The sequence below is a fragment of the Kineococcus lubricus genome, from assembly GCF_050871965.1.
Classification (GTDB): Bacteria; Actinomycetota; Actinomycetes; order Actinomycetales; family Kineococcaceae; genus Kineococcus.
In genome coordinates, this window is record NZ_JBJLSK010000016.1 from 95772 (window position 1) to 119872 (window position 24101).

Annotated in this window: 19 protein-coding genes, 1 pseudogene and 1 riboswitch; of the genes and pseudogenes, 12 read left to right on the forward strand and 8 right to left on the reverse strand. The window is 73.1% G+C overall.

From position 1 onward, the window contains the following. Positions 1-2 precede the first annotated feature (2 nt). Positions 3-926: a 5-dehydro-4-deoxyglucarate dehydratase gene (gene kdgD / locus ACRYRX_RS13915; protein ID WP_432512662.1), complete on the reverse strand. Its 924-nt coding sequence runs from the start codon at positions 924-926 to the stop codon at positions 3-5. 237 nt (positions 927-1163) lie between these two features. Between kdgD and ACRYRX_RS13920 the strand changes: the two genes are divergently transcribed. The 5 genes and pseudogenes from ACRYRX_RS13920 to ACRYRX_RS13940 all read left to right on the forward strand — a co-directional run bounded on the left by ACRYRX_RS13920 (position 1164) and on the right by ACRYRX_RS13940 (position 6605). Next, positions 1164-2702: an ABC transporter substrate-binding protein gene (locus ACRYRX_RS13920; protein WP_432512664.1), complete on the forward strand. Its 1539-nt coding sequence runs from the start codon at positions 1164-1166 to the stop codon at positions 2700-2702. Positions 2703-2709: 7 nt separating this feature from the next. Further along, positions 2710-3639, forward strand: a complete 930-nt coding sequence (locus tag ACRYRX_RS13925; RefSeq protein WP_432512665.1) for an ABC transporter permease — start codon at positions 2710-2712, stop codon at positions 3637-3639. Between the two features lie 10 nt (positions 3640-3649). Next, positions 3650-4615, forward strand: a pseudogene (locus ACRYRX_RS13930) (ABC transporter permease). After that, positions 4612-5613: an ABC transporter ATP-binding protein gene (locus tag ACRYRX_RS13935; protein ID WP_432512667.1), complete on the forward strand. Its 1002-nt coding sequence runs from the start codon at positions 4612-4614 to the stop codon at positions 5611-5613. Before ACRYRX_RS13930 ends, ACRYRX_RS13935 begins: the two are co-directional and overlap by 4 nt. Continuing rightward, on the forward strand, positions 5610-6605 hold the full coding sequence (locus ACRYRX_RS13940; RefSeq protein ID WP_432512668.1) for an ABC transporter ATP-binding protein: 996 nt from the start codon (positions 5610-5612) through the stop codon (positions 6603-6605). The genes ACRYRX_RS13935 and ACRYRX_RS13940 overlap by 4 nt, the downstream gene beginning before the upstream one ends. Positions 6606-6792: 187 nt before the next feature. Here the strand turns inward: ACRYRX_RS13940 and rpmA are convergent, their stop codons facing one another. The 3 genes from rpmA to ACRYRX_RS13955 form a co-directional block, all read right to left on the reverse strand. After that, positions 6793-7047, reverse strand: coding sequence for a 50S ribosomal protein L27 (rpmA, locus tag ACRYRX_RS13945; protein WP_106207788.1), 255 nt, complete (start codon positions 7045-7047; stop codon positions 6793-6795). A 6-nt stretch (positions 7048-7053) separates the two neighbouring features. Then, positions 7054-7365 (reverse strand): 50S ribosomal protein L21, encoded by a 312-nt coding sequence (gene rplU, locus ACRYRX_RS13950; protein ID WP_432512670.1) that lies wholly within the window; start codon positions 7363-7365, stop codon positions 7054-7056. 129 nt (positions 7366-7494) lie between these two features. Then, positions 7495-10557 (reverse strand): Rne/Rng family ribonuclease, encoded by a 3063-nt coding sequence (locus ACRYRX_RS13955; protein WP_432512671.1) that lies wholly within the window; start codon positions 10555-10557, stop codon positions 7495-7497. A 385-nt stretch (positions 10558-10942) separates the two neighbouring features. Further along, positions 10943-11033, forward strand: a riboswitch (SAM riboswitch). Positions 11034-11256: 223 nt separating this feature from the next. Between ACRYRX_RS13955 and ACRYRX_RS13960 the strand changes: the two genes are divergently transcribed. Genes ACRYRX_RS13960 through ACRYRX_RS13985 form a run of 6 tightly spaced genes read left to right on the forward strand, consistent with a single transcriptional unit; the run spans position 11257 to position 18168 of the window. Next, positions 11257-12633 carry an ABC transporter substrate-binding protein gene (locus ACRYRX_RS13960; RefSeq protein WP_432512673.1) on the forward strand — a complete coding sequence of 459 codons (1377 nt, stop codon included), beginning with the start codon at positions 11257-11259 and terminating at the stop codon, positions 12631-12633. Next, the gene (locus tag ACRYRX_RS13965; RefSeq protein ID WP_432512675.1) at positions 12630-13583 is read left to right on the forward strand and encodes a carbohydrate ABC transporter permease; all 954 of its coding nucleotides are present in this window, start codon (positions 12630-12632) and stop codon (positions 13581-13583) included. Before ACRYRX_RS13960 ends, ACRYRX_RS13965 begins: the two co-directional genes overlap by 4 nt. After that, positions 13580-14398: a carbohydrate ABC transporter permease gene (locus ACRYRX_RS13970; protein WP_432512678.1), complete on the forward strand. Its 819-nt coding sequence runs from the start codon at positions 13580-13582 to the stop codon at positions 14396-14398. The genes ACRYRX_RS13965 and ACRYRX_RS13970 overlap by 4 nt, the downstream gene beginning before the upstream one ends. 25 nt (positions 14399-14423) lie before the next feature. Then, positions 14424-15803 carry an LLM class flavin-dependent oxidoreductase gene (locus ACRYRX_RS13975; RefSeq protein WP_432512680.1) on the forward strand — a complete coding sequence of 460 codons (1380 nt, stop codon included), beginning with the start codon at positions 14424-14426 and terminating at the stop codon, positions 15801-15803. Then, on the forward strand, positions 15800-16996 hold the full coding sequence (locus tag ACRYRX_RS13980; RefSeq protein ID WP_432512681.1) for an SfnB family sulfur acquisition oxidoreductase: 1197 nt from the start codon (positions 15800-15802) through the stop codon (positions 16994-16996). The genes ACRYRX_RS13975 and ACRYRX_RS13980 overlap by 4 nt, the downstream gene beginning before the upstream one ends. 8 nt (positions 16997-17004) lie before the next feature. After that, positions 17005-18168 carry an acyl-CoA dehydrogenase family protein gene (locus tag ACRYRX_RS13985; RefSeq protein ID WP_432512683.1) on the forward strand — a complete coding sequence of 388 codons (1164 nt, stop codon included), beginning with the start codon at positions 17005-17007 and terminating at the stop codon, positions 18166-18168. A 78-nt stretch (positions 18169-18246) separates the two neighbouring features. Here the strand turns inward: ACRYRX_RS13985 and ACRYRX_RS13990 are convergent, their stop codons facing one another. Continuing rightward, positions 18247-19509, reverse strand: coding sequence for an alpha-galactosidase (locus tag ACRYRX_RS13990; protein ID WP_432512685.1), 1263 nt, complete (start codon positions 19507-19509; stop codon positions 18247-18249). Next, positions 19506-20876, reverse strand: coding sequence for an alpha-glucosidase/alpha-galactosidase (melA, locus tag ACRYRX_RS13995; RefSeq protein WP_432512687.1), 1371 nt, complete (start codon positions 20874-20876; stop codon positions 19506-19508). Before melA ends, ACRYRX_RS13990 begins: the two co-directional genes overlap by 4 nt. 83 nt (positions 20877-20959) lie before the next feature. Between melA and ACRYRX_RS14000 the strand changes: the two genes are divergently transcribed. After that, the gene (locus ACRYRX_RS14000; protein WP_432512688.1) at positions 20960-21778 is read left to right on the forward strand and encodes a helix-turn-helix domain-containing protein; all 819 of its coding nucleotides are present in this window, start codon (positions 20960-20962) and stop codon (positions 21776-21778) included. Here ACRYRX_RS14000 and ACRYRX_RS14005 read toward each other — a convergent pair. After that, the gene (locus ACRYRX_RS14005) at positions 21759-23135 is read right to left on the reverse strand and encodes an ABC transporter substrate-binding protein (RefSeq protein WP_432512690.1); all 1377 of its coding nucleotides are present in this window, start codon (positions 23133-23135) and stop codon (positions 21759-21761) included. The two genes, ACRYRX_RS14000 and ACRYRX_RS14005, sit on opposite strands and share 20 nt — an antisense overlap. Before the next feature lie 8 nt (positions 23136-23143). Beyond that, positions 23144-24088: a carbohydrate ABC transporter permease gene (locus ACRYRX_RS14010; RefSeq protein WP_432512691.1), complete on the reverse strand. Its 945-nt coding sequence runs from the start codon at positions 24086-24088 to the stop codon at positions 23144-23146. Positions 24089-24101 lie beyond the last annotated feature (13 nt).

Consider the following 24101-nt stretch of genomic DNA (forward strand, 5'->3'; position numbering starts at 1 on the left):
CGTCACACCACCTTCTTGACGAGGTCGGTCAGCTCGGCCAGTTCGCTCTCGGTCAGGTCGGTCAGCGGCGGGCGGACGGGCCCGGCGCTGCGCCCGACGGCCGTCATCCCGGCCTTGACGATCGAGACGGGGTACCCCGCGGCCCGGTTGCGGATGTCGAGGTAGGGGATGACGAACTCGCGCAGCCGGTCGTACACCGCGGTGCGGTCGCGGGCGACGACGTCGTCGTAGAACGCCCTGGCCCACTCGGGGGCGAAGTTGAAGATCGCCGAGGAGTAGGTGGTGGCGCCCAGTTCGAGGTACGGCAGGGCGTAGGTCTCCGCGGTCGGCAGCCCGCCGACGTACAGCAGGCGGTCGCCGTGCGTCGCGTAGAGCGTCGCGAGCAGGTCGATGTCGCAGACGCCGTCCTTGAACCCGATGAAGTTGTCGAACTCCTCCACGAGCCGGGCCACGGTGCGGGCGGTGAACCGGGCGTTGGCGCGGTGGTACACGACGACCCCGAGGGAGGTGGCGCGGCAGACGGCGGCGACGTGCTCGTACAGCCCGTCCTGGGTGAGCTCGTTGAGGTAGGGCGGGAGCACGAAGACGCCGTCGGCCCCGGCGGCCTCGACCTCGCGCGCCATGGCGACGGCCGTGGACGTGCCGTAGCCGACGGGGCCGACGACCGGGCTGGTGCCGCCGTCGGCCTGGACGGTCGCGGTGACGACGCGCAGGACCTCCTCCACGGTGAGGGCGGGGAACTCCCCGGTCCCGCCGGCGGCGAACAGGCCCGCGGCGCCGAACCCGGACAGGTGGGCGACGTGGTCGCGGTAGGCGTCCTCGTCGAAGGACAGGTCGGCGCGGGTGTGCGTCACCGGGAACGACAGCAGTCCCGAGCCGAGGGCCCGGCGGAGGTCGTCTGGTGCGTAGCTGCTCTGGCTGCTCATGGTCTCTCCGGTGTCGAGGGGTGTGTCGAGGTGTGTCGTGGGGAGCGGGGTGGAGGCGTCGGTGCCTCGCGGAGACGTCCCGACCGTAACAGTTCTGCTCACGAGTGGGAACACTGTCTGCATGAGTGGACAACGGTGTCGTGCTTGACGCTGCTGGGGGTGAACCCTAGATTCGTCCCAGTCGCCAGACCCCATCCACATCCGTAGACATTGAAGTCCATCGGTGGAGGAGCCGCAATGACGCACCACTCCCTCCGGCCGCTCGCCGCCGGCGCAGCCGTGCTGCTGCTCGGCGCCTGTTCGGTGGCGAACTCCGGCGGCGGATCGCCGGCCTCGCCGGACACCGTCCGGATCGTGCTGCCCCAGGAACCGCCCACGCTCGAACCCTGCGACGCCTCGCTGACCTCCACGGGCGTCGTCGTCCGCTCCAACGTCACCGAACCCCTCGCCGAGCGCGACCCCGCCACCGGCGACCTGCTGCCGCTGCTGGCCACCGCCTGGGAGCAGGACGGACCCACGTCCTGGACGTTCCACCTGCGCCCCGGCGTCACCTTCAGCGACGGCACCCCCTTCGACGCGCAGGCCGCCGCGTTCTCCATCCAGCGCACCCTCGACTCCGACGTCAGCTGCGACGTCGAGGGCTACGTCTTCGGCGACGTCGACCTCGGCACCCGGGTCGTGGACCCGCTGACCCTCGTCGTCACCACCCCCGCACCCGACCCGATCCTGCCGCTGCGCCTGTCGTTCATCGAGATGGTCCCCACCAGCACCGACACCTCGGCGAAGGTCCGCGAACCCGTCGGGACCGGCCCCTACCGCGTCGAGCGCTGGGACGCCGGGCAGCGGCTCGTCCTGACCCGCAACGACACCTACTGGGGCACCGCCCCCGCCTACCGCGAGGCCGAGTACGAGTGGCGCACCGAGGGCAGCGTCCGCGCCGCCATGGTCGTCGGCGGCGAGGCCGAGATCGCCACCTCCATCGGCCCCGAGGACGGCGCCGGCGCCACCGAGGTCGACTACCGCAACAACGAGACCACCGCGATCCGCATGCAGCTCGCCGAACCCCCGCTGGACGACCCGCGCGTGCGGCGGGCCATCGACCTCGCCGTCGACCGCACCGGCCTGGCCGAGGTCCTCTTCGGCAACGGCGCGGAACCGGCCGCCCAGCTCGTCCCCGAGGGCATCGTCGGCTTCGACCCCGACCTGGAACCGGCCCCCTACGACCCGGAGCAGGCCGCGGAACTGCTCGCGCAGGCCCGCGCCGACGGCGTCGACCTCGACGTGCCGATCCGGCTCGTCGGGCGCACCGGGCAGTTCCCGATGATCGACGAGGCGATCCAGGTCGTGCAGCAGGAACTGTCCGACCTCGGCCTGGACGTGTCCATCCGCATGGTCGACACCGTCCAGTCCGTGCAGCTGCAGCAACGGCCCTTCCCGCCCGACCCCGGCCCGTACCTGCTCGTCATCCAGCACGGCAACCAGGCCGGCGACGCCGCCTTCAGCATCGACCAGTACCTGCTCAGCACCGGGCAGCAGAGCTCCGGCGGCGACCCCGCCCTCGACGAGCGGATCCGCGCCGCCGAGGCCCTGTCCGGGCCGCAGCGCCAGGACGCGCTCGCCGGCGTCTTCGCCGAGGAACCGGGCACCGTGAACCAGTACGCCTACATCGCGCACATGACCGGCGCCATCGCCCGGTCCCCGCGCGTCGACTACGAACCGAACTCCGCGACGGGGGACGAGATGCACATCGCCGCCATGAAACCCGCGGGGAGGTGAGGGCGAGGTGCTGCGTTTCGCCGCGCGCCGCGCGCTGACGAGCCTGGTCCCGCTGTTCGTCGTCCTGCTCGGGGTGTTCCTGCTGGCCCGGCTCACCGGCGACCCCGCCGCCCTGTACCTGCCGGAGTCGGCCACCGCCGAGCAGCGCGCCGAGTTCGCCGCCGCCAACGGCTTCGACGACCCCTGGTGGCGCCAGTTGCTCGACTACCTCGCCGGTGTCCTGCACCTGGACTTCGGGACGTCGCTGCGCACCGGGGAGGCCGCGGCCACCATGGCGCTGCGGGCGTTCCCGGCCACCCTGCAGCTGGCCGCGACGACGATGCTGCTGGCCGTGCTGGCCGCCGTCGTCATCGGCAGCTGGGCCGCGTTCCGCCCCAACTCGGTCGCCGACCGGATCTCCTCGTTCCTGTCCATGACCGCCGCCAGCGTGCCGGACTTCTGGTTCGCCATCACCGGGGTGCTGGTGTTCGCCGTCGTCCTCGGCTGGCTGCCCACCTCCGGCGTCGACGCCGGCGCCGCGAGCTGGGTCCTGCCGATCCTCACCCTCGTCATCCGCCCCGTCGGGGTGCTGACGCAGGTGGTGCGCGGCGCCATGGTCTCGGCGCTGTCCGCGCCCTACGTCCGGCTGGCGCGCAGCAAGGGCGCCGACGACCTGAGGGTCGTCACCCACCACGCGCTGCGCAACGCCGCCGCGCCCGCCCTCACCGTCGCCGGCGACCTCACCGTCGGCCTGGTCAACGGCGCGGTGGTCGTCGAGACGATCTTCGGGTGGCCCGGCATCGGGAAACTCATGATCGACTCGATCCTCGGCCGCGACTTCGCCGTCCTGCAGGCCGCGGTCCTGCTGACGGCCGTCACGATCTTCGTCCTGAACATCCTCATCGACATCGGGTACGCGCTGCTGGACGCGCGCGTGCGCGAGAAGGTCGCGGTGTGACGTGAGCGCTCTGGAGGAGAAACCCCTCGTCGCCCCCGAGCGGCCGAGGGCGGAGTCGGCCTCGCTGTGGCGGATGCTGCTGCGCGACCGGGTCGCGGCCGGCGCGGCGGTCGTGCTGGCGCTGATCACCCTGACCGCCGTGGTCGGGCCCTAGCTGCTGCCCGACGACGCCGGCGACCTCGACCTGCGCGAGGCCCGCCGGCCCCCGTCGCCGGACCACGGAGTCGCCGGGTGGCTCGGGACGGACCCGTTGGGCCGCAGCGTCCTGGTGCGCCTCGTGCTGGCCGCCCGCACCACGTTCTCCGTCGCCGTCCCCGCCGTCCTCATCGCCCTGGTGGTCGGGACCGTCATCGGGATGTGGGCCGGGTACCACCGCGGCCGCCGGGAGACCGTCGCCATGCGCGTCGCCGACGTCATCATGAGCTTCCCCTCGCTCCTGATGGCCGTCGTCGTGCTGTTCGTGTTCAACCCCAGCGCGGCGAACATCGTCGCCGTCCTGGCGGTCACCCGCATCCCCATCTACCTGCGGACCGCCCGGGCGGAGTCGGCGGAACTGTCGACCCGGTTGTTCGTCGACGCCGCCCGCACCTTCGGGACCCCCAGCCGGCAGATCATCCGCCGGCACGTCTTCCCGATCGTCCTGCCCACCCTGCTGACCGTCGCGACGCTGGAGTTCTGCTTCGTGATGCTCAGCGAGTCCTCCCTCAGCTTCCTGGGCATCGGGATCCAGCCCCCGGACGTCAGCTGGGGCCTGATGGTCGCCCAGGGACGCACCTACCTGGCGACGGCCTGGTGGCTGTCGTTCTTCCCGGGGCTGTGCATCGTCGTCACCACCGTGTCCGCGACGGTCCTGGCCGCCTGGGCGCGGCTGGCGACCGACCCCGCCCAGCGGTGGCGGCTCACGCTGCCCCGCGCCCAGCGCCGCCGCCTGCGGCGCGCCGACCAGCTCGCCGCCCGCCGCCAGGAGGACTCGTGACCGTCGTGACGCACGCACCCGCGCTGGACGTCGACGGGCTGACCGTCGACATCCGCACCCCCGCCGGGACGGTCCGCGCCGTCGACGGCGTCAGCTTCGGCGCCCGCTCGGGCCGCACCCTGGCCCTGCTCGGGGAATCGGGGTGCGGGAAGTCCCTCACCGCCCAGGCCCTCGTCGGGCTGCTGGAACCGGTCGCCTCGGTGGCCGGCGGGTCCGTGCGGCTCGGGGGGACCGACCTGGTGACCGCCGGGCGCTCGGCCCGGCGCAAGCTCGCCGGCCCGGGGCTGGCCATCGTGTTCCAGGACGCGCTGACCGCCCTGAACCCCGTGTACACGGTGGGCACCCAGCTGGCCGAACCGTTCCGGATCCACTCCGGGATGTCGAGGAAGGCCGCCCGCGCCGAGGCCGTCCGCCTCATGGGGCGGGTGGGGATCCCCAGCCCCGAGACGCGGGTCGACGCCTACCCGCACCAGTTCTCCGGGGGCATGCGCCAGCGGCTGCTCATCGCGATGGCCGTCGCGCTGAACCCGGCGGTGCTGCTGGCCGACGAACCCACCACCGCCCTCGACGTCACCGTCCAGGCGCAGATCATGCAGCTGCTGCGGGAACTGCGGACCGAGCGGGACATGGCCGTCGTCCTCATCACCCACGACCTCGCGCTGGTCGCCGAGGAGGCCGACGACGTCGTCGTCATGTACGCCGGGACCGTCGTCGAGGCCGGGCCGGTCGCCGAGGTGTTCGCCCGCCCCCACCACCCCTACACGCGGGGGCTGCTGGACTCGGTGCCGGCCCGGGTCCCCAAGGGGGTCCCGCTGGCCTCCATCGGCGGCTCACCGCCGGAACTGCGGGCCATCCCGTCGTCGTGCGTCTACCAGGACCGCTGCCCGCTCGTGCGGGACGTGTGCCGGGCCCAGCGCCCGGCCGAGCGCTCCGACGCCGCCGGCCGCCGGGTCGCCTGCCACGCCGCGGAGGAACTGGGTTTCGGGGGGCTGTCGTGAACGAGCCGCTGCTGCGGGTGCGGGGACTGACCAAGACCTTCGCGGTGACCTCGCACGGCCGGACGCAGGGCCTGCGCGCCCTGGACGGCATCGACCTCGACCTCGGCCGGGGCGAGACCCTGGGCCTGGTGGGGGAGTCCGGCTGCGGCAAGTCGACGCTCGCGCGGACCCTGCTCATGCTGGAGCGCCCCGACGCCGGGACCGTCCGGTTCGACGGGGTCGACCCGTGGACGCTGCGGGGCAAGGACCTGCTGAGGTTCCGCCGCCGCGTGCAGATGGTGTTCCAGGACCCGTTCGCCTCGCTGAACGCGCGGATGAGCGCGGCCGACATCGTCGCCGAGCCGTGGCTGACGCACCGCGACGTGTACCGGACCTCCCGCGACCGCGCGGCCCGGGTGCGCGAGCTCCTGCACCTGGTCGGGCTGCGGCCCAGCGACGCCGGGAAGTTCCCGTCGGAGTTCTCCGGCGGCCAGCGCCAGCGCCTCGGGATCGCCCGCGCGCTGGCGCTCAGGCCCGACGTCATCGTCTGCGACGAGCCGGTGTCCGCCCTCGACCTGTCCGTGCAGGCCCAGGTGCTGAACCTGCTGGCCGACCTGCAGGCCGAGCTCGGGGTGAGCTACGTGTTCATCTCCCACGACCTGTCCGTGGTGCGGCACGTCGCCGACCGCGTCGTCGTCATGTACCTCGGGCGCGTCGTGGAGTCCGGCGGCACCGACGACGTGTACGACCACCACCAGCACCCCTACGCCGCGGCGCTGCTGTCGGCCGCGCCGACGCTGGACCCCGGGCACCGCCGGGAACGGATCGTGCTGTCCGGGGAGATCCCCTCCCCGCTGGACCCGCCGTCGGGGTGCCGGTTCCGGACGCGGTGCTGGAAGGCGACCGACGAGTGCTCGGTCGCCGCGCCCCCGCTGGTGCGCGACGCGCGCGGTGGGGAGCACGTCGCCGAGTGCTTCCACCCGCTGGTGCCCAGCGCGCCCGTCGCCGTGTGAGCCTCCCTGGGCCGCCCGGGTTCGGAGGGTTGGTGGGGGGGGGGGGGGGGGGGGGGGGGGGGGGGGGGGGGGGGGCGGGGCGGCGGGCGGGGGGCGGGGCGGGGGGGGGGGGGGGGGGGGGGGGGGGGGCCGCGGCCCCCCCCCACCCCCCCCCCCCCCCCCCCTCGTGTTCACGACTGGTGCGTCGTCACTCGCCTGCGACGATGTTGACGACCTTGCGACCACGACGGGTGCCGAACTCGACGGCGCCCGGGATCAGCGCGAACAGCGTGTCGTCGCCGCCGCGGCCCACACCCGCACCGGGGTGGAAGTGGGTGCCGCGCTGACGGACGAGGATCTCGCCCGCGCTGACGACCTGACCGCCGAAGCGCTTCACACCGAGGCGCTGAGCGGCGGAGTCACGACCGTTGCGCGAGGAGCTCGCGCCCTTCTTGTGTGCCATCTGACGTCACGCCCCGATGCTGGTGATCTTGACGCGGGTGAGCTTCGCGCGGTGACCCTGACGCTTGCGGTACCCGGTCTTGTTCTTGTACTTGAGGATGGTGATCTTGGGGCCGCGGGCCTCCTCGACCACCTCGGCGACGACCTTCACACCCGCGAGCGCCGAAGCGTCGTGGGTGACGGTCTCACCGTCGACGAGGAGGAGGGGCTGCAGCTGCAGCGTCTCCCCGCTGGCCACGGGGACCCGGTCGATGGTCAGCACGTCGCCGACCGCGACCTTCTCCTGCCGGCCGCCGGCGCGGACGATGGCGTAGACCACAACGAACCCGTTTCTCTCGTCAACAACTGGAACGCCACCGAGCTGCGGATGCAGCTGGAGGCTCGCGCACGACGGCGCACCAAGGGGTAAGCGTACGGAAGGAGAACCCCCGGGGTCAAAACGACGCGCTCACCCCTCCACCCCGGAGGGGGCGGCCGCACCGGTCTCCCGCTCCGCGGCCTCGCGCTCGCGCCGGCCGGCCGCCGCGACCGCCGCGATGGCCGCCAGCACCGCGGCGTCCTTCCCGGGCTCGGACGGCTCGTGGGCGGGCTCCGCGCCGTTCTCCGGCGCGGACGGGGCCTCCTCGGCCACCGCCCGGTCGCGACCGCGGCCACGGCGGCTGCGGGACTTCCCCGAACCGTTGGCCGAGCCGTTGCCCGAGCCGCCGCCGGACCCGTTGCCGGAGCCGTTGCCGGACCCGTTGCCCGAGCCGCCGCCCGAGCCGTTCTGCTGGCCCGGGGACGGCTGCGGCGCCGGGTTGGCGTCCGCCGCCGCGTCGAGCTCCTCGAGCACGGCCGCCAGGCCCTGCCCCGTGCGCTTGCGGGTCATCTGCACCAGGCCGAGGGAGGTGACCTCGGCGACCTGGTGCTTGGTCCGGTCCCGGCCCAGGCACTCCACGAGGCGGCGCAGCACCAGGTCGCGGTTGGACTCCAGGACCATGTCGATGAAGTCGATCACGATGATCCCGCCGATGTCCCGCAGCCGCAGCTGCCGCACGATCTCCTCGGCGGCCTCCAGGTTGTTGCGGGTGACCGTCTCCTCGAGCGTGCCCCCGGCGCCGGTGAACTTGCCGGTGTTCACGTCGATGACGTGCATCGCCTCGGTGGGGTCGATGACCAGCGACCCGCCCGAGGGCAGCCACACCTTCCGGCCCAGGGCCTTGGCGAGCTGCTCGTCGATGCGGTGGCTCTCGAAAACGTCCCGGCCGCCGTGCTCGGCGTCCTCCCAGCGCTCCAGCCGGTCGGCGAGGTCGGGGGCGACGTCGGAGACGTACCCGTGGACGGCGTCCCAGGCCTGGTCGCCGGACACGACGACCTTGGTGAAGTCCTCGTTGAAGACGTCGCGCACGACGCGGACGGTGAGGTCCGGCTCCCCGTGCAGCAGCAGGGGGGCGTTCTTGCTCTGGGACTTGGCCTGGATGGACTCCCAGGTCGCCTGCAGCCGCTGGACGTCCGCGCGCAGCTCCTCCTCGGAGACGCCCTCGGCGGCCGTGCGGACGATGACGCCCGCGCCCGCGGGCACGACCTCCTTGAGGACCTTCTTCAGCCGCGCGCGCTCGGTGTCGGGCAGCTTGCGGGAGATCCCCGTCATCGACCCGCGCGGGACGTACACGAGGTAGCGGCCCGGCAGCGAGACCTGGCTGGTCAGCCGGGCGCCCTTGTGACCCACCGGGTCCTTGGTGACCTGCACGAGCACCGGGTCGCCGGACTTCAGCGCGGCCTCGATGCGCCGCGGCTGCCCCTCGAGCCCGGCGGCGTCCCAGTTGACCTCCCCGGCGTACAGGACGGCGTTGCGCCCCTTGCCCACGTCGACGAACGCGGCCTCCATGCTGGGCAGCACGTTCTGCACGCGGCCGAGGTAGACGTTGCCGACCATCGTCGTCTGGGTCTGCTTGGCGCCGTAGTGCTCGACGAGGATCCCGTCCTCCAGGACGCCGATCTGCGTGGTGTCGGCCCGCTGGCGCACGACCATGACGCGCTCGACCGACTCGCGCCGGGCCAGGAACTCGGCCTCGGTGAGGATGGCCCGCTTGCGGCCGGCCTCCCGGCCCTCCCGGCGGCGCTGCTTCTTGGCCTCCAGGCGCGTGGAGCCGCGCAGCGCGGTGATCTCGTCCTCGCCGGTCCCCCGGGGACGGCGCGGTTCGCGGACCCGGGTGACGGTGTTCGGCGGGTCGTCGGAGGAGGTCTCCTCCACGTCCCCGGACCCGCCGCGGCGACGACGGCGACGACGGCGGCGCGAGGAGCCGGAGGACTCCTCGGCGTCGTCGGGCTCCTCGCCCGCGTCGTCGGCCCCCTCGTCGTCGGAGTCGTCGCGCTGCCCGGCATCCTCGGCGGAGTCGTCCTGGGCCTCGTCGGAGTCGTCGGCGTCGTCGGAGTCGTCGGCGTCGCGGCCCCGGCTGCGCCGGCCCCGGCCCCCGCGGCGGCGACGGCGGCGCGGGGTGGCGCCGTCCTCGTCCCGGGCCTCGTCCTCGGCGGTGTCGTCCTCGCCCCGGTCGTCCTGGTCGTCCGCCTCGAGGTCGGTCAGGTCGGTGTCGTCCAGGCCCTCCGGGCCGAGCTCCTCGCGCTCGTCCTCGCGCTCCTCCTCGAACCCGGTCTGCGCGGGCGGCGGGCCGGCCGGGGCCGAGGCGCGGCGGCGACGGGTGGGCGTCTCGGCGGCGGGCGCCTGGAAGAACAACGCCGTCGCGCGGGCGGCGGCGTCGGAGAAGGAGTCCTCGGCGGGCTCGGCCGCCGGGGCGCGGCGGCGGCCGCGGCGGGCCAGCCCGGCGGCGCGGACCAGCACCGGGTCGTCCATGAGGTCGGTGCCGTCGGCCGGCGCGGGCTCGGAGGCGGGCTCGGCGGACGCCTCGACCGGGACCTCCTCGACGGGGGCGTCCTCGGCGGCCTGCGCGGCCGCGTCCGGCACCGTGACCGGACCGCTCGACTCCTGCACCTCGGCGGCCACCTCGGCCTCGGGTGCGGTCACCGGCTCGGCGACCTCGGCGGCGGGCGCGGCGACCTTGCGGGCGCGGCGACGCCGGGTCGGCGCGACGGGCTCGACGGCTTCGACCGCGGCGGGCGCGGGCTCCGGCGCGGCCTCGACCGCGGGCTCCGGTGCCGGCTCGGGGGTGGGGGCCGCCACCTCCTCGACGGCCGGGGCCGGCTCGGGGGTGGTCACGGTGCGGGTCGCGCGGCGGGCGCGGCGACGCGGCGCGGCGACCGGCTCGGCGACCGGCTCGGCGACCGGCTCGACGACCGGCTCGGCAGCGACCGCCTCCGGAGCGGGTTCGGGCTCCGGGGCGGGCGCGGGTTCGGGTTCGGCCGGAACCGCCACGGTCTGCGCGACCGGCTCGGCGGGAGCCGGTGCCACGGCTCCCGGATCGACGTGCGCGGGCGGGCCGGCGGGCCGGCTGGCGGCGCGGCGGCGGCGCGGCCGCGTCGTCGCGCCGGTCGTCGTGCCGTCGTTGTCGGGGGTCTCTTCGGGGGTCGTCGTCACGGGGTGCTCCGCATCGCCCGCAGCGCCCGCTCCACCGGTCAACCCCGCGGACGCCCGGGCGTCCTGGTCGGAATCGCCGGGCGGGTCGACCCGCGCCCGACGGAAGTCCTCGGTGCACCGGAGAGGTCGCGCGACGCGTGCTCCCCCCGGAGCCACCGTCGTCGTCGTCCGGTGAACGGGCCGGGGCGCCTGCGAGGTCCTTCCACCAGACCGCGGCGCTGCCCGGGACCCGCGCGCTGGGCGGCGGTCTCGACGGCGGACCGGGCGCCCGGTGTGGGGAACGCTCGGCCTCGCCCAGTGTCGCACAGCCCCCTCGAGGTGACCCTGCGCACTCGTCGGGGCGTTCCATCGCCAGCGGGACCCCGTGTCCGCTACATTCGGATCAACACCATCCAGAGTGGCCGAGAGACCTGGCTCGTTGACGCCACAGCAACCACCGCGCGAGCGGCAGGTGCTCCCGCCAGGGGCGATGGAGGACTCGCAGTGGACAGCTGTACCCAGCTCACCCGGCGCTACCACGTCGACCTCGCGCGCACGGCCTCGATGGCCTGTCTGCGCGGCGGGTCGATGCGCCGGGGGACGTCGCGCGCGGTCTGACCGACCCGCGCCACCTCCCCCGAGTCCTCAGGCGAGCGCGCCGCCTCCCGCGCGCACCCCCCGACGGACGACGAACGTCCGCCCACCCCACGGAGCACACCCATGTCCGCGCCCCGCAGCACCCCCACGCCCTCGAGCACGCAGCGTCTGCTCGCCTCGCGCCGTCGTGTCCTGTCCGGCGCCCTCGGCGTCGGCGCCCTCGCCGCCACCGGTTCCCTCGCGGCCTGCGGGGAGGGGTCCGCCGGAGCGGGCCTGGCCGCCGAGGAGGCCGTCGACCTCAAGGGCAAGACGCTCAAGCTCATGGTCAACCAGCCCCACGTGCTCGCCTTCACCGACCTGCTGGGCAAGAAGTTCGAGCAGGAGTTCGGCGGGAAGCTGGAGGTCACCGCGATCCCCTACGACCAGCTGACGAGCAAGCAGATCCTGGACGTCCAGGGCGGCGACGGCGAGTTCGACGTCTTCGACTACTTCTACTTCGGCCTCGGCGAGCTGGTCGCGGCCGACGCGCTGGTGGACCTGACCGACTGGATCGGCGCGAACACCGACATCGCCACCGACGACTTCCTGCCGTCGATCTACGACCCCTACACGCTGCTCGACGGCAAGCGCTACGGCCTGCCCTTCGACGGCGACACGCACGTCCTCTACTACAACGCCGAGGTCTTCGAGCAGTACGGCGTGCAGCCGCCCACGACGTGGGACGAGTACGACGCGGCCGCCGCCAAGATCACCCAGGACTCCGGCGGCAGCGTCTACGGCGCCATCGTCGAGGCCCAGCAGGTGCCGATGATCCTGGGCTGCTCCTTCATCAACCGCCTCGCCGGGTACGGCGGCACGCTCGTGGACGGCGACGGCAAGCCCGCGTTCGCCGGCGAGGAGGGGCTGGCGGCCCTGCAGCACCTCATCGACGTCTCCCCGCACGCGCTGCCGACCCCGCTGCAGACCGGGTTCGACCAGGCCAACTCCGCCTTCCTCGCCGGTCAGGGCGCCATGCTCGACACCTGGACCGACCTCGGCCTGAAGGCCCAGGACCCGGCCAGCTCGAAGATCGTCGACAAGTGGGGCGTCGTGACGCTGCCGGTCGGGGGGAAGAACACGACCCCGCGCACGGCGCTGGACTCCGGCTTCGGCCTGGGGGTCTCCACGGCGGGCAAGCAGCAGGACGTGGCCGCCGCCTTCGTGAAGTGGGCCACCGCCGAGGAGCAGAACTTCCTGCTGTCGTCCACCGGCGGGTCGGGCATCGACCCGGCCCGCAAGAGCGTCCTGGACTCCGCCGAGTACGCCGCGGCGGCGGGGAAGGCGACCGACGTCATCCGCGAGGGCCTGGACGGCGAGCCGCTGGTCTGGCCCAAGGAGCAGGGGGCGCCCAAGGCGCTGCAGGACCTCGTGGACCAGCTCGCGCTCGCGATCCAGGGCGAGACCGAGCCGCAGGCCGCGCTCGACAAGGCCGCGGAGAACTGGCAGAAGGCCCTCGGATGACCCAGCTCCTCGACGACCGGGGGACCCTGCCGCGCCAGCGCGGCCGGGGGGCCGGACGGCGGACGGTCCCGGGGCGGCACCGGCCCGGGCACGTCTCGACGTGGCTGGCGGCACCGAGCCTGGCCGGGCTGGCGCTCATGCTCGTCTACCCCACGGTGTTCGTCGTGGCGCTGGCGGTCACCAAGTCCTCCCTGGCCCGGCCGCTGCAGCGGTTCACCGGCACCGACAACCTCGTGGCGGCGTGGGAGTCCCTGGCCTTCGCCGGGTCCCTGGTCCGCTCGGTCGTGTTCGCCGTGGTCGCGGCCCTGGCGGCGACGGCCCTGGGGGTGGTCCTGGCGCTGCTGCTGCACGCCCGCGGGACGCGCTTCGGCGTCGTGGGGACGATCCTGCTGCTCCCGCTGGTCACCCCGCCGGTGATGGTCGGGGTGGCGTGGAAGCTCATGCTCGCCCCGGTCGGCGGGGCGTTCGGCGGGTTGTTCTCCGCCCTCGGGTTCCCGGGGGCCAACCCGCTGGGCGACAGCGCGGGGGCGTTCTCCGCGCTGGTCGTCATGCACGTGTGGCAGTGGACGCCGCTGGTGACCCTGCTGGTGTTCGCCGCCCTGCTGGGCGTCCCGGAGGAGCTGCGCGAGGCCGCGGCCCTGGACGGGGCCGGCGCGCTGCGCGGGTTCACGAACGTGGTGTGGCCGGTGATCGCCCCGAACGTGTTCTCGGTGCTGCTGCTCGAACTCGTCATCGGGTTGAAGGTGTTCGACCTGGTGACGGTCGTGACCCAGGGCGGGCCGGGGGTGTCCACCATCGTCAGCAGCTTCGAGATCTTCCGGACGGGCATGCGCGGCAGCTACGAGATCGGCACGGCGGCGGCCGAGACCCTGGTGTTCGGCCTCGTCGTGGGGGTCCTGACCACGGTCGTCACGCTGCTGCGGGCGCGCGCCGTGAAGGCCGACCAGTGAGCGCGGGGGCGCTGCACCGCGCCGGGGTGCGCGTGGTCCTGGCCGCCGTCGCGTTCGTCGCGCTGCTGCCGCTGCTGTTCCTCGTCTCCCTGTCGCTGCGCAGCGTCGACGACATCGCCAACGGCGGCTGGCTGCCGAGCGTGTTCGTGTGGTCGAACTTCTCGAAGGCGTTCGCTACGGTGCCGCTGTCGACGATGCTGGCGAACTCGTGGGTCGTCGCGATCGGCGCGACGGTCCTGACCTCGCTCATCGCGGTGCCCGCCGCGTACGTGACGGCCCGCGCGGGGGTGCGCGGGGAACGGCTGCAGACGGTGCTGCTGGCCAGCTACTGCGCACCGCCGATCGTCGCGGTGCTGCCGCTGTACTACCTGCTGAAGCAGGCGGACCTGACGAACTCCGCGCTCGGCCTGGTCCTGGTCAACGGGCTCGCCAACGTCCCGGTCGCGGTGTGGCTGCTGGACGGTTTCGTGCGCCGCATCCCGATCGAGATCGAGGAGGCCGGCTGGGTCGACGGGTTGTCGACGACCGGCGGGCTGCGGCGGATCGTGCTGCCGCTGCTGGCCCCGGGACTGGTCGCGGCGCTGCTGATCTGCCTGTTCCTGTCGTACAACGAGTTCCTGTTCGCGGTGTCGTTCTCGCAGAGCACGTCCAGCCAGACCCTGCCGGTCGGCCTGTCGCTGTTCCAGGGCGACCGCACCGTGCAGTTCGGCCAGCAGGCCGCCGCCTCGCTCGTCGGGATCGTCCCGATGTACGTGCTCGCGGTGGTGGCCCAGAAGTGGCTCGTCGGCGGTCTGTCCGCCGGGGCCGTCAAGTGATGTCCAGGAAGTTGGAGGGAACCCCGTGACCGAGGCCCGCAGAGTGCACCTCAACGCGTTCGACATGACCTGCGTGGGGCACCAGTCCCCCGGTCTGTGGCGGCACCCGGACGACCAGTCGCACCGGTTCGACGACATCCGGTACTGGACCGAGCTCGCGAAGCTGCTCGAGCGCGGCAAGTTCGACTCGCTGTTCATCGCCGACGTCCTGGGGATCTACGACGTCTACAAGGGCGGCCCGGAGACGGCGCTGCGCGAGTCGACGCAGGTGCCGGTCGGGGACCCGCTGCTGGCGGTCTCGGCGATGGGCGCGGTCACCGAGCACCTCGGGTTCGGCGTCACCGTCTCGCTGACCTACGAGCAGCCGTACTCCTTCGCCCGCAAGATGGCGACGCTGGACCACTACACGAACGGCCGGGTCGGCTGGAACGTCGTCACCTCCTACCTGGAGTCGGCGGCGAAGAACCTGGGGCTGTCGACGCAGATCTCGCACGACGACCGCTACGAGCTCGGCGAGGAGTTCATGGAGGTCGTCTACAAGCTGTGGGAGGGCTCCTGGGAGGACGACGCCGTCGTCCGCGACGCCGAGGCGGGGGTGTTCACCGATCCCGCCAAGGTGCACCCGATCGAGCACCACGGCCGCTTCTTCGACGTCCCCGGCATCGGGCTGACCGCGCCGTCCCCGCAGCGCACCCCGGTCATCTTCCAGGCCGGCGCCTCCCCGCGCGGGATCGCCTTCGCCGCCAAGCACGGCGAGGCGGTCTTCAACACCGCCACCCGGCCGGAGGTCATGCGCCCGTGGGTGGACCGGCTGCGCGCGCAGACGGCCGCGGCCGGCCGCGACCCGCGCAGCATCAAGGTGTTCACCCTGGTCACCATCGTCACCGGCGCCACCGACGAGGAGGCGCAGGCGAAGTACCGGGACTACGCCCAGCACGTCAGCTACGACGGAGCCCTGGCCCTGTACGCGGGCTGGAGCGGTCTGGACCTGTCGACGTACCCGCCGGACGAGCCGCTGGAGCACTCCGAGACGCAGGCGATCCGCAGCGCCGTGGACGCGTTCTCCTCGGCCGACCCGGACCGGCGGTGGACCCCGCGCGACATCGCGAACTGGGTCGGCATCGGCGGGATGGGCGCGGTGGTCGTGGGTTCGCCCGCCACCGTCGTGGACGAGCTGCAGCGGTGGATGGAGGTCGGTGACGTCGACGGCTTCAACTGCGCGTACGCCATCACGCCGGGCACGTTCGAGGACGTCGTCGAGTTCATCGTCCCCGAGCTGCAGCGCCGCGGGGTGTACCCGACGGAGTACGAGGGCGAGACCCTGCGCGAGACGATCTACGGCAAGGGTCAGGTCCACGTCCGCGACGACCACCCGGCCGCGCGCTACCGGCGGGTCTCGCGGTGACCGCGCACGTCATCGCCGACGCCGCCGAGGCGCTGGCCGTCGCGCGGCAGTTCGGCGCGGAGCTGGCCAAGGGCGACGCCGAGCGGGACGCCGAGCGTCGCCTGCCGCACGCCGAGGTCGCCGCGCTGGCGCAGTCGGGGTTGCTGGGGCTGACGGTCCCGCGCGCCTTCGGCGGCGCCGGGCTGGGCGCCCGCGACCTCGGGGACGTGTTCGTCGAGCTCGCCGCGGGCGACTCCAGCGTCGGGCAGATCCCGCAGAACCACTACTTCTTCGTCGACGTCGTCCACCACGTGGGGACCCCGGAGCAGCAGCGGTTCTTCTACGGGGAGGTCCTGGCGGGCCGGCACTTCGCCAACGCGCTGTCCGAGCGCGGCTCGAAGACGGCCTGGGAGTACGACATCCGCTTCGAGCGGCAGCCCGACGGCCGCTACCTCGTGGACGGGGTGAAGCACTACGGGACCGGGACGCCGTTCGCGCCGTGGATCCCGATCTACGCCACCGACCGCAGCGAGGACCCCGCCGGCCGCAACGTGGCCGCGTGGATCGAGGCCTCGCACCCGGGCGTCACCGTCGAGGACGACTGGATCGGCATGGGGCAGCGGACCACCGGGTCCGGGACCGTCCGGTTCGAGGACGTGCTCGTCGAGGCCGAGCGCGTGCTGCCGGTGTGGCGGGTGTTCGAGCAGGCCGAGACGTTCGGCGCGTTCGGCAACTTCCTGCACGCCGCCATCGACGTCGGGATCGCCCGGGCCGCGCTGCGCGACGGCGCCGAGCTCGTGCGGACCGTCGCCCGGCCGTGGCCGGAGTTCGGCGCGCCCAGCGCCGCGCAGGACCCGCTGGTGATCCAGGAGTTCGGGGACCTGGTGCTGCGCACCCGCGCCGCGCACGCCCTGCTGCGCGAGGCGGGCGCAGCGATCGACGCCGCCCGCGCCGACCTCACCGAGGAGTCGGCCGGCGAGGCGTCGCTGGCCGTGGCCGCCGCCCGCGCCGCGGCCGACACCGCGGCCGTGTCGGTGTCCTCGGACGTGTTCGCCCTGGTGGGGACCCGCGCGGCGGCCAGGCCGCTGAACCTGGACCGGCACTGGCGCAACGCCCGGACCCACACGCTGCACGACCCCCGCCGCTCCAAGCTGCAGCACCTGGGACGGCACGCCCTGCTCGACGTCTTCCCGCCCGCGAACGGGTGGGTGTGAGGAGAACCATGACCACCCGTGACCAGGTCCTCGACGCCGCCCGCGACGTCGCGAACCACCTCGCCCTCGACGCGCTGGACCGCGACCGCGCCAACGCCGAGCCCTTCACCGAGGCCGAGCTGCTGCGCAAGGCCGGGCTCCCGGCCGTCCTGCACCCGGCGTCGGTCGGCGGCGCGGGGCTGCCGTGGTCGGTGGCGCTGGAGGTCGTGCGCGAGATCGCCCGCACCGACGGGTCGATCGCGCAGCTCATCGCCTACCACTACGTCAACGCCCACAACCTCGTGTGGGTGGCCGACGACGCCGGCCGCGCCCGCTGGGGCGTGCCCTCGGCCGAGCAGCAGTGGCTGTGGGGCGACTCGGTGAACCCGGTCGACCCGGACCTGCGGCTGACGCGGGACGGGGACGGCTGGGTCCTGAGCGGCACGAAGAACTTCTCGACCGGCGCCAGCGTCGGGGACGTCACCCTGGTCGGCGGGGTCACCGACGACGGGCGGGACCTGCTGGTCCTGGTGCCGCGCGAGACGCCCGGGTTCGTGAAGAACGGCGACTGGGACAACCTGGGCCAGCGGCTGTCGGCGTCGGGGTCGGTCCGCTACGACGACGTGCGCATCGCCCCGGACGCCATCCTGGGGTCGGCCTCGACGAGCGGGGCCTTCGGCTCGCTCGTCACGCCCGCGATCCAGGCGGCGTTCGGGCACTTCTACCTCGGGGTGACGCGCGGCGCGCTGGAGGCGGCCTCGGAGTACACGCGCACGACGTCGCGGCCGTGGCTGCTGTCGGACGTGGAGAAGGCCGTGGAGGACCCGTACGTCCTGGCGACCTACGGGCGCCTGGTGGCGCGGCTGCGGGCGGCGGAGGCGCTGGGCCGCAGCGTGGGCGAGTCCCTGTCGCAGGCGCACGAGCGCGGCGCGGACCTGACGTGGGCCGAGCGCGGCGAGGTCGCCGAGGAGATCGCGGCGCTGAAGGTCGTCTCCTCCGACCTGGCGGTCGAGGCGACCTCGGCGATCTACGAGGTGACCGGCGCCCGCGCGTCGGCGAACAAGTACGGCTTCGACCGGTTCTGGCGCAACGTGCGGACCCACACGCTGCACGACCCGGTGCAGTACAAGGCCCGGGAGGTCGGGAACCACTTCCTGACCGGGGCCCACCCGGAGTTCACGCTCTACACCTGAGGTGCCTGCGGGGTTCGGATCGTCGGCCCTCCGCTTCCGATCATCGGGAGCGTGGGGCCGACGATCCGACCCTCGCGGTCAGGGGGTGTGGCGGAGCAGCACCGCGCCGTGGGGTTCCAGGACCACCGGGACCGCGGTGCTGCCGGGGGCGACACCGCGGGTGGCGTCCTCCTGCACCGTCACGGGCAGCGTCTCGACCCGCTCCCCCGTCCACAGCTCCTCGACCGTGCCCAACGTCGCGGGAAGGTCGACGTTCCGGCTGTCGAGGGCGACCGCCAGCGGTTCGTCCCCGAGGTTGAAGGCCGCGACGTAGCCCGTCTCCCCCGCCCGCGAGGTCCACAGGACGAGCGGTCCCTCGCGGAACACCTCCCGGTTGCCGGTCGAGTCGAGCACGGCGAGCACGTCGGCGTTGGTGAACAGCGCGACCGTCGCCGGGTCCGAGCTCGGCAGGTCGCCGCCGATCATGAGCGGCGAGCGGGCGATCACCCACAGCGTCATGAGGGTGACCCGCTCGGCCGGGGTGAGCCGGTCGTGCCGGGGTTCACCGCGCTCGGCGCGGATCCCGATGCGTCCCAGCGGCAGCATGTCGCCGTCGGGCCAGCCGGCCGGCCCGGCGTGCGGGGCCCAGCGGGCGAACCGGGCGAAGTTGGCCTCGACGTCCTCCCACCGGTCCCACAGGTCGTCGCAGATCCGCCACATCGTGGCGTGCTCGCGCAGGTGGTCGAGCCGGGACAGCGACAGGTCCCGGCCCGGGGACAGGCTCAGCGCGATGTCCCGGCCGCAGCGCCGGATCGCCTCGGCGTACGCCTCGACGTCGGCGGCCTGGTAGGGCCAGAGCATGTCGTCGGCCTTGAGGAAGTCGACGCCCCAGCTGGCGTAGAGCTCCAGCGTGGAGTCGTAGTACGCCTGCGCCCCCGGGTGGGTGTGGTCGAGGCCGAGCATGTCGGGGTTCCACTCGCAGACGTTGCCGCGATCGACGAACGGGGTGTCGTCGGTGACGGCCCGGCGCGGGATCCCGCGCATGACGTGGATCCCGAACTTCAGGCCGAGGGCGTGGACCTGCTCGGCCAGCGGCCCGAACCCCGCTCCCCCGGCCGAGCTGGGGAAGCGCCCCGGGTCGGGGACGAGCCTGCCCCGCTCGTCCAGGCACAGCGGCGCGTCGGCGTTGTAGCCGTGCGCGCGGGCGGTGGGGTCGGACCAGTCGATGTCGACGACGACGGTGTCCCAGCCGAACTCCAGGAGGTGCTCGGCCATGAACCGGGCGTTGGCGAGCACCTCCTGCTCGGTCACGCTCGTGCCGTAGCAGTCCCAGGAGTTCCAGCCCATCGGCGGACGGTTCATGCGCGCAGGTTCTCCGGCAGCCGCTCGGCGTGCGCGGCCAGCAGCTCGTCGGTCATGGCCCGGGCCTGCTCCAGCGTGAGCAGGGCCGCGGTCAGGGGGTCCAGCGCGACGGCGTGGTGGACGTTCTCGCGGTCGCCGGTGAGGGCGGCGCGGACGGCCAGCGTCTGCACGTTGACGTTGGTGCGGTTGAGGGCGGCCAGCTGCAGCGGCAGCTCCCCGATCGCGGTGGGCTGGACGCCGTTCTCGTCCACCAGGCAGGGCACCTCGACGCACGCGTCGGACGGCAGGTTGGAGATGACGCCCACGTTGGGGACGTTGCCGTAGACGACGCTGGGGACGCCGGTGACGACGGAGTTGACGATGGAGGCGCCGTACTCCACGGACGGCTTCAGCTCGGCCTTGAGCTTGTCGAGCTGGGTGTCGATGTCGCCCTGGTCGTCGTGGGCGGCGCAGATCTCGTAGTAGTCCCAGCGCTCGGGGATGTACTGCCGGACCATCTCGGGGTTCTTGCGGAAGTACGGCAGGTACTCCGAGGCGTGGTGGCTGGACTCGGTCTCGAAGTAGCCGAACGCGTTCATGATGGTGGTGCGGACCTGCTCGTTGCCGCCCTCGTAGGTGCTGGCGGCCTGCGCGGCCTCGCTGTGGTCGCCGTCGTCGCCGGCGAGCTCGGCGGCGGCGCGGCCGACCTGGTGGCGCTCGTTCATGACCTCGCGCAGCCGCGGGTACAGGTCCTCGGTGCCGCGGCGGAACCGCAGGATCCACGCCTGGTGGTTGATGCCGGCGGAGAGGTAGTTGACCTCCTCGTAGGGCACGCCGAGGGTGCGGGCCAGCATGCGGGTGGTGCCCTGGACGCTGTGGCACAGGCCCACGGTCTTCAGGCCCCTGGCGTTGAGGAACGCGGTGGCCATGGCCATCGGGTTGGCGTAGTTGATGAACACCGCGTCCGGGCACACCTCGTGCGCGTCGGCGGCGATCGCCTCGTACGCGGGGACCGAGCGCAGGAACCGGAACACCCCGCCGGGGCCGACGGTGTCGCCGACGGTCTGGTCGATGCCGTACTTCCGCGGGATGAGGACGTCGTCCCGGTACGCCTCCACGCCACCGACCTGGAAGGTGATGATGACGAAGTCCGCGCCGTCGAGGGCGGCGCGGCGGTCGGTCGTCTCCTCGACCTGCGCGTCGAAGCCGTGGTGGGCGACGAGCTTGCGGGCCGCGTCGGCGACGGGACCGAGCTTGTCGGGGCGGACGTCCATGAGGCACAGCCGGGCCGACCGCAGGGCCGGGAAGCTGAGGATGTCGCCGATCAGGCGGAAGGGGAAGACGAAACCACCGGCGCCGATGATGGTGATCTTGGGGCTCTGCGTCATGCACCCAGGCTAGGGACGTCCCGGGCGCGGGGTCCTCCGGAGAACCCGGCGGAGCTTCCAGCATCCTCAGGTACCCTCGGGGTGTGGAGATCGCGGCGCCGGCGTTGTGGGTCCACCGCGGCGCGGTCCCCCCGATGCGGGAGTTCCACCGCCACGACGACCTGGAGATCAACGTCGCCGTGCGCGGCGGGCTGGAGTACCTCCTCGCCGGGGAGCGCGTCACCGTCCCGCCGGGCCACACCGCGATGTTCTGGGCCGCCGCCCCCCACCGGCTGATCCCGGCACAGACCCCGCAGGACAGCGACATCTGCTGGATCCACCTGCCGTTGACGGCCGTGCTGCGGTGGTCGCTGCCCGAGGAGTTCTCCGCGCGGATCATGTCGCACGGGACGGTCGTGGTCCCCACCGACGTCCTCGGCGATCACGTCGAGGCCCAGTTCGCGACCTGGGAGCGCGACGTCGCCGCCGGCCGCCACACCGAGACGCTCCTGCTGGAGGCGAACGCCCTGGTGCTGAGGATCCTGGCACACGGCACGTCCTCGCCGGTCCCCCGCGCCCGCCCGGACCTGCGCCCGGTGGCGCGGATGGCGCGGTTCGCGGCGGAGAACTTCCGGGACGGCGTGTCCGCCGCCGACGTCGCCCGCGCCGCGAACCTCAACCCCAACTACGCCACCACCCTGTTCCGCGAGGCGACGGGGGTGACCCTGGGCGAGCAGCTGCTGCGGCACCGGATCGCCGAGGCCCAGCGCCTGCTGCTCACGACCTCCATGACGACGGCCGCGATCGCGCACGCCGCCGGGTTCGGGTCGGGGAGCAGCCTGTACGCCCACTTCTCGAAGGCGTGCGGCTGCTCCCCCGGCGCCTACCGCGCCACCCGGTCCGTCACCGCTGCGGGGTCGTGAACAGGGCGTTGACCTTGTCGTTCGCGGCGTCGAGGGCGTCGACGTCGGCGTTGAAGGCCATGACGTTGTCCATGGTCGAGGCCATGATGCTCTGGAACTCGGCGCCGTTCAGGACGGCCGGGTAGGGGAACGTCGTCCCCTGCTCGACCTGGTCGGTGAAGGCGCTGACGTCGAACCCGGTCTCCCCCAGGGAGCGCTTGGAGGTCTCGACCGTGCTGGCGATGGCCGGCATGACCACACCCGCCTCCGCGACGACCGACTGGCACTCCTCCGACGCCAGGTACTGCACCCACTTCCACGCCGCCCCCTTCACCTGCGAAGAGGTCGAGATGGAGTCCGCGAGGGAGTTCTGCATGGCCGCCCTCTGCCCCGACGGCCCGATCGGCGTCGGGGCCAGCGCCAGGTCCACCCCCTGGAGGTTGCCGTAGTTGGCGGTCTGCCAGGACCCCTCGCTGACGATGGCGTAGCGGCCGGCCTGCATCTGCTGGTCCGGTGCCCCGCCCTCGGTGAGGGCCAGCGGCGGCATGTAGCCCTTCTCGATGAGCCCGCGCCACCACGAGTACGTCTCCTGGAAACGCGGGTCGTCGTAGTTGAACCGGGTGCCCCACATCTCCTTGTCCGCGTAGGTCCACCCGGTGGTCATCGCCAGGTAGGACCACTCGACCTGGCCGAACGGGGCCCCGGAGGACCCCAGACCGAGCCCGTAGGTCTTGATCTTGGACTTGTCGAAGCCCGGCTCGTCACCGCGGACGCCGTTCTGGTCGACGGTCAGGCGGGCGATGACCTTCTCGTAGGTGCCGCCGTCCTGCGGGTTCCAGGTCAGGTTCCGCATGTCCTCCGCGGAGATGCCCGCCTCGGCCGTCATGGCCTCGTTGTAGAACAGGCCGATGGTGTCGAAGTCCTTGGGCAGGCCGTAGCGCTTGCCGTCGGGGCCGATCCACAGGTCCGTCGTCCCCTCGACGTACGCGTCGAGGTCGATCCCGGCCGCCTCGACCTGCTCGTCGATGGGCACGATGAGACCGCGTTCGGCGAACTCGCCGTAGCGCTGGGTGTGGTCGGCGAAGACGTCCGGGGCGGAGTTGGCGACGAAACCGGTGAAGAGCTTGTTCCAGTAGTCGTCCCAGCCGAACTGCTCGATCTGGATGTCGATGTCGGGGTTCTGCGCCTGGAAGTCGTTCGCGCACTGCTGGTACGCCGGCAGCTGCGCCGACTCCCACAGCCAGTAGGTGACGGTGCCCGTCTCACCGTCCGCGCCGGGGTCGACGCCGTAGCTTCCGCAGGCGGACAGCATCGCGGCGGCACCGGCGAAGGCGACGGCGGTGCGGAGCCTCCGGGGGATTCGGGTGGAGAACGACACGACAGACCTCACTTGATCCCGGAGAAGCCGATGGAGTTCACGATCTTCCGGCTGAAGACCGCGAACAGGACGATGACGGGCAGCGCCGCCAGGAGGGTCGCCGCCATGAGCCCGGCCCAGTCCGGCGCACCCTGCGGCGTCTGGGAGCGGAACACGGCCAGGGCGACCGTGAGGACGCGGTGGTCGCGGTCGGAGGCCACGAGCAGCGGCCAGAGGTACTCCCCCCAGGCCTGCACGTACTGCAGGATCGTCAGCGTCACGAGCGGACCCGACGCCATGGGCAGGATGACGCGGAAGAAGCGCCCCACCGCGCCGGCACCGTCCAGCCGGGCGGCTTCCTCGACCTCCCGGGGGATGCCGAGGAAGAACTGGCGGAGGAAGAAGATGGCGAACGGCGTCATGAAGAAGAACGGCAGGACGATGGCCGCGTAGGAGTTCAGCAGGCCGAGGTCGCGCATGAGCAGGAAGTTCGGCAGCTGGGTGAAGATCGGCGGGACCATCAGCGCGGTGAGGAAGACGAAGAACACCGTGTTGCGGCTCGGCCACCGCAGGCGGGAGAAGGCGTAGGCGGCCATCGCGCCGAAGAAGACCTGACCGGCCGTGATCAGCGAGGCGACCAGGACCGAGTTCAGCAGGGCGCGGAAGATGCTGACCGACGCGCCGGACCCGGCCTGGGCCTGCGCCTCCTCGGTCGTCGCCAGGCCCAGGACGCGCTCGAACGCGCCCCACGTGGACTCGACGGGCAGCAGGTTCGAGGGTTCGGTCGCCAGGAACGCGCCGTTGGAGAAGGCGGTCCGCAGCATCCAGTAGAAGGGGAAGAGGGTCACGGCCATGATCAGGCCGAGCGCGGTCCAGGCGAGGACCCGCCCGAGCCCCGGCCGACCGCGGCGTGCTCCTCCGGTGGGCTTCGAGACCGCGACGGCCTCGTCGAACGTGGTGGCGGTGGTGGCCAACGTCTTCTCCTGG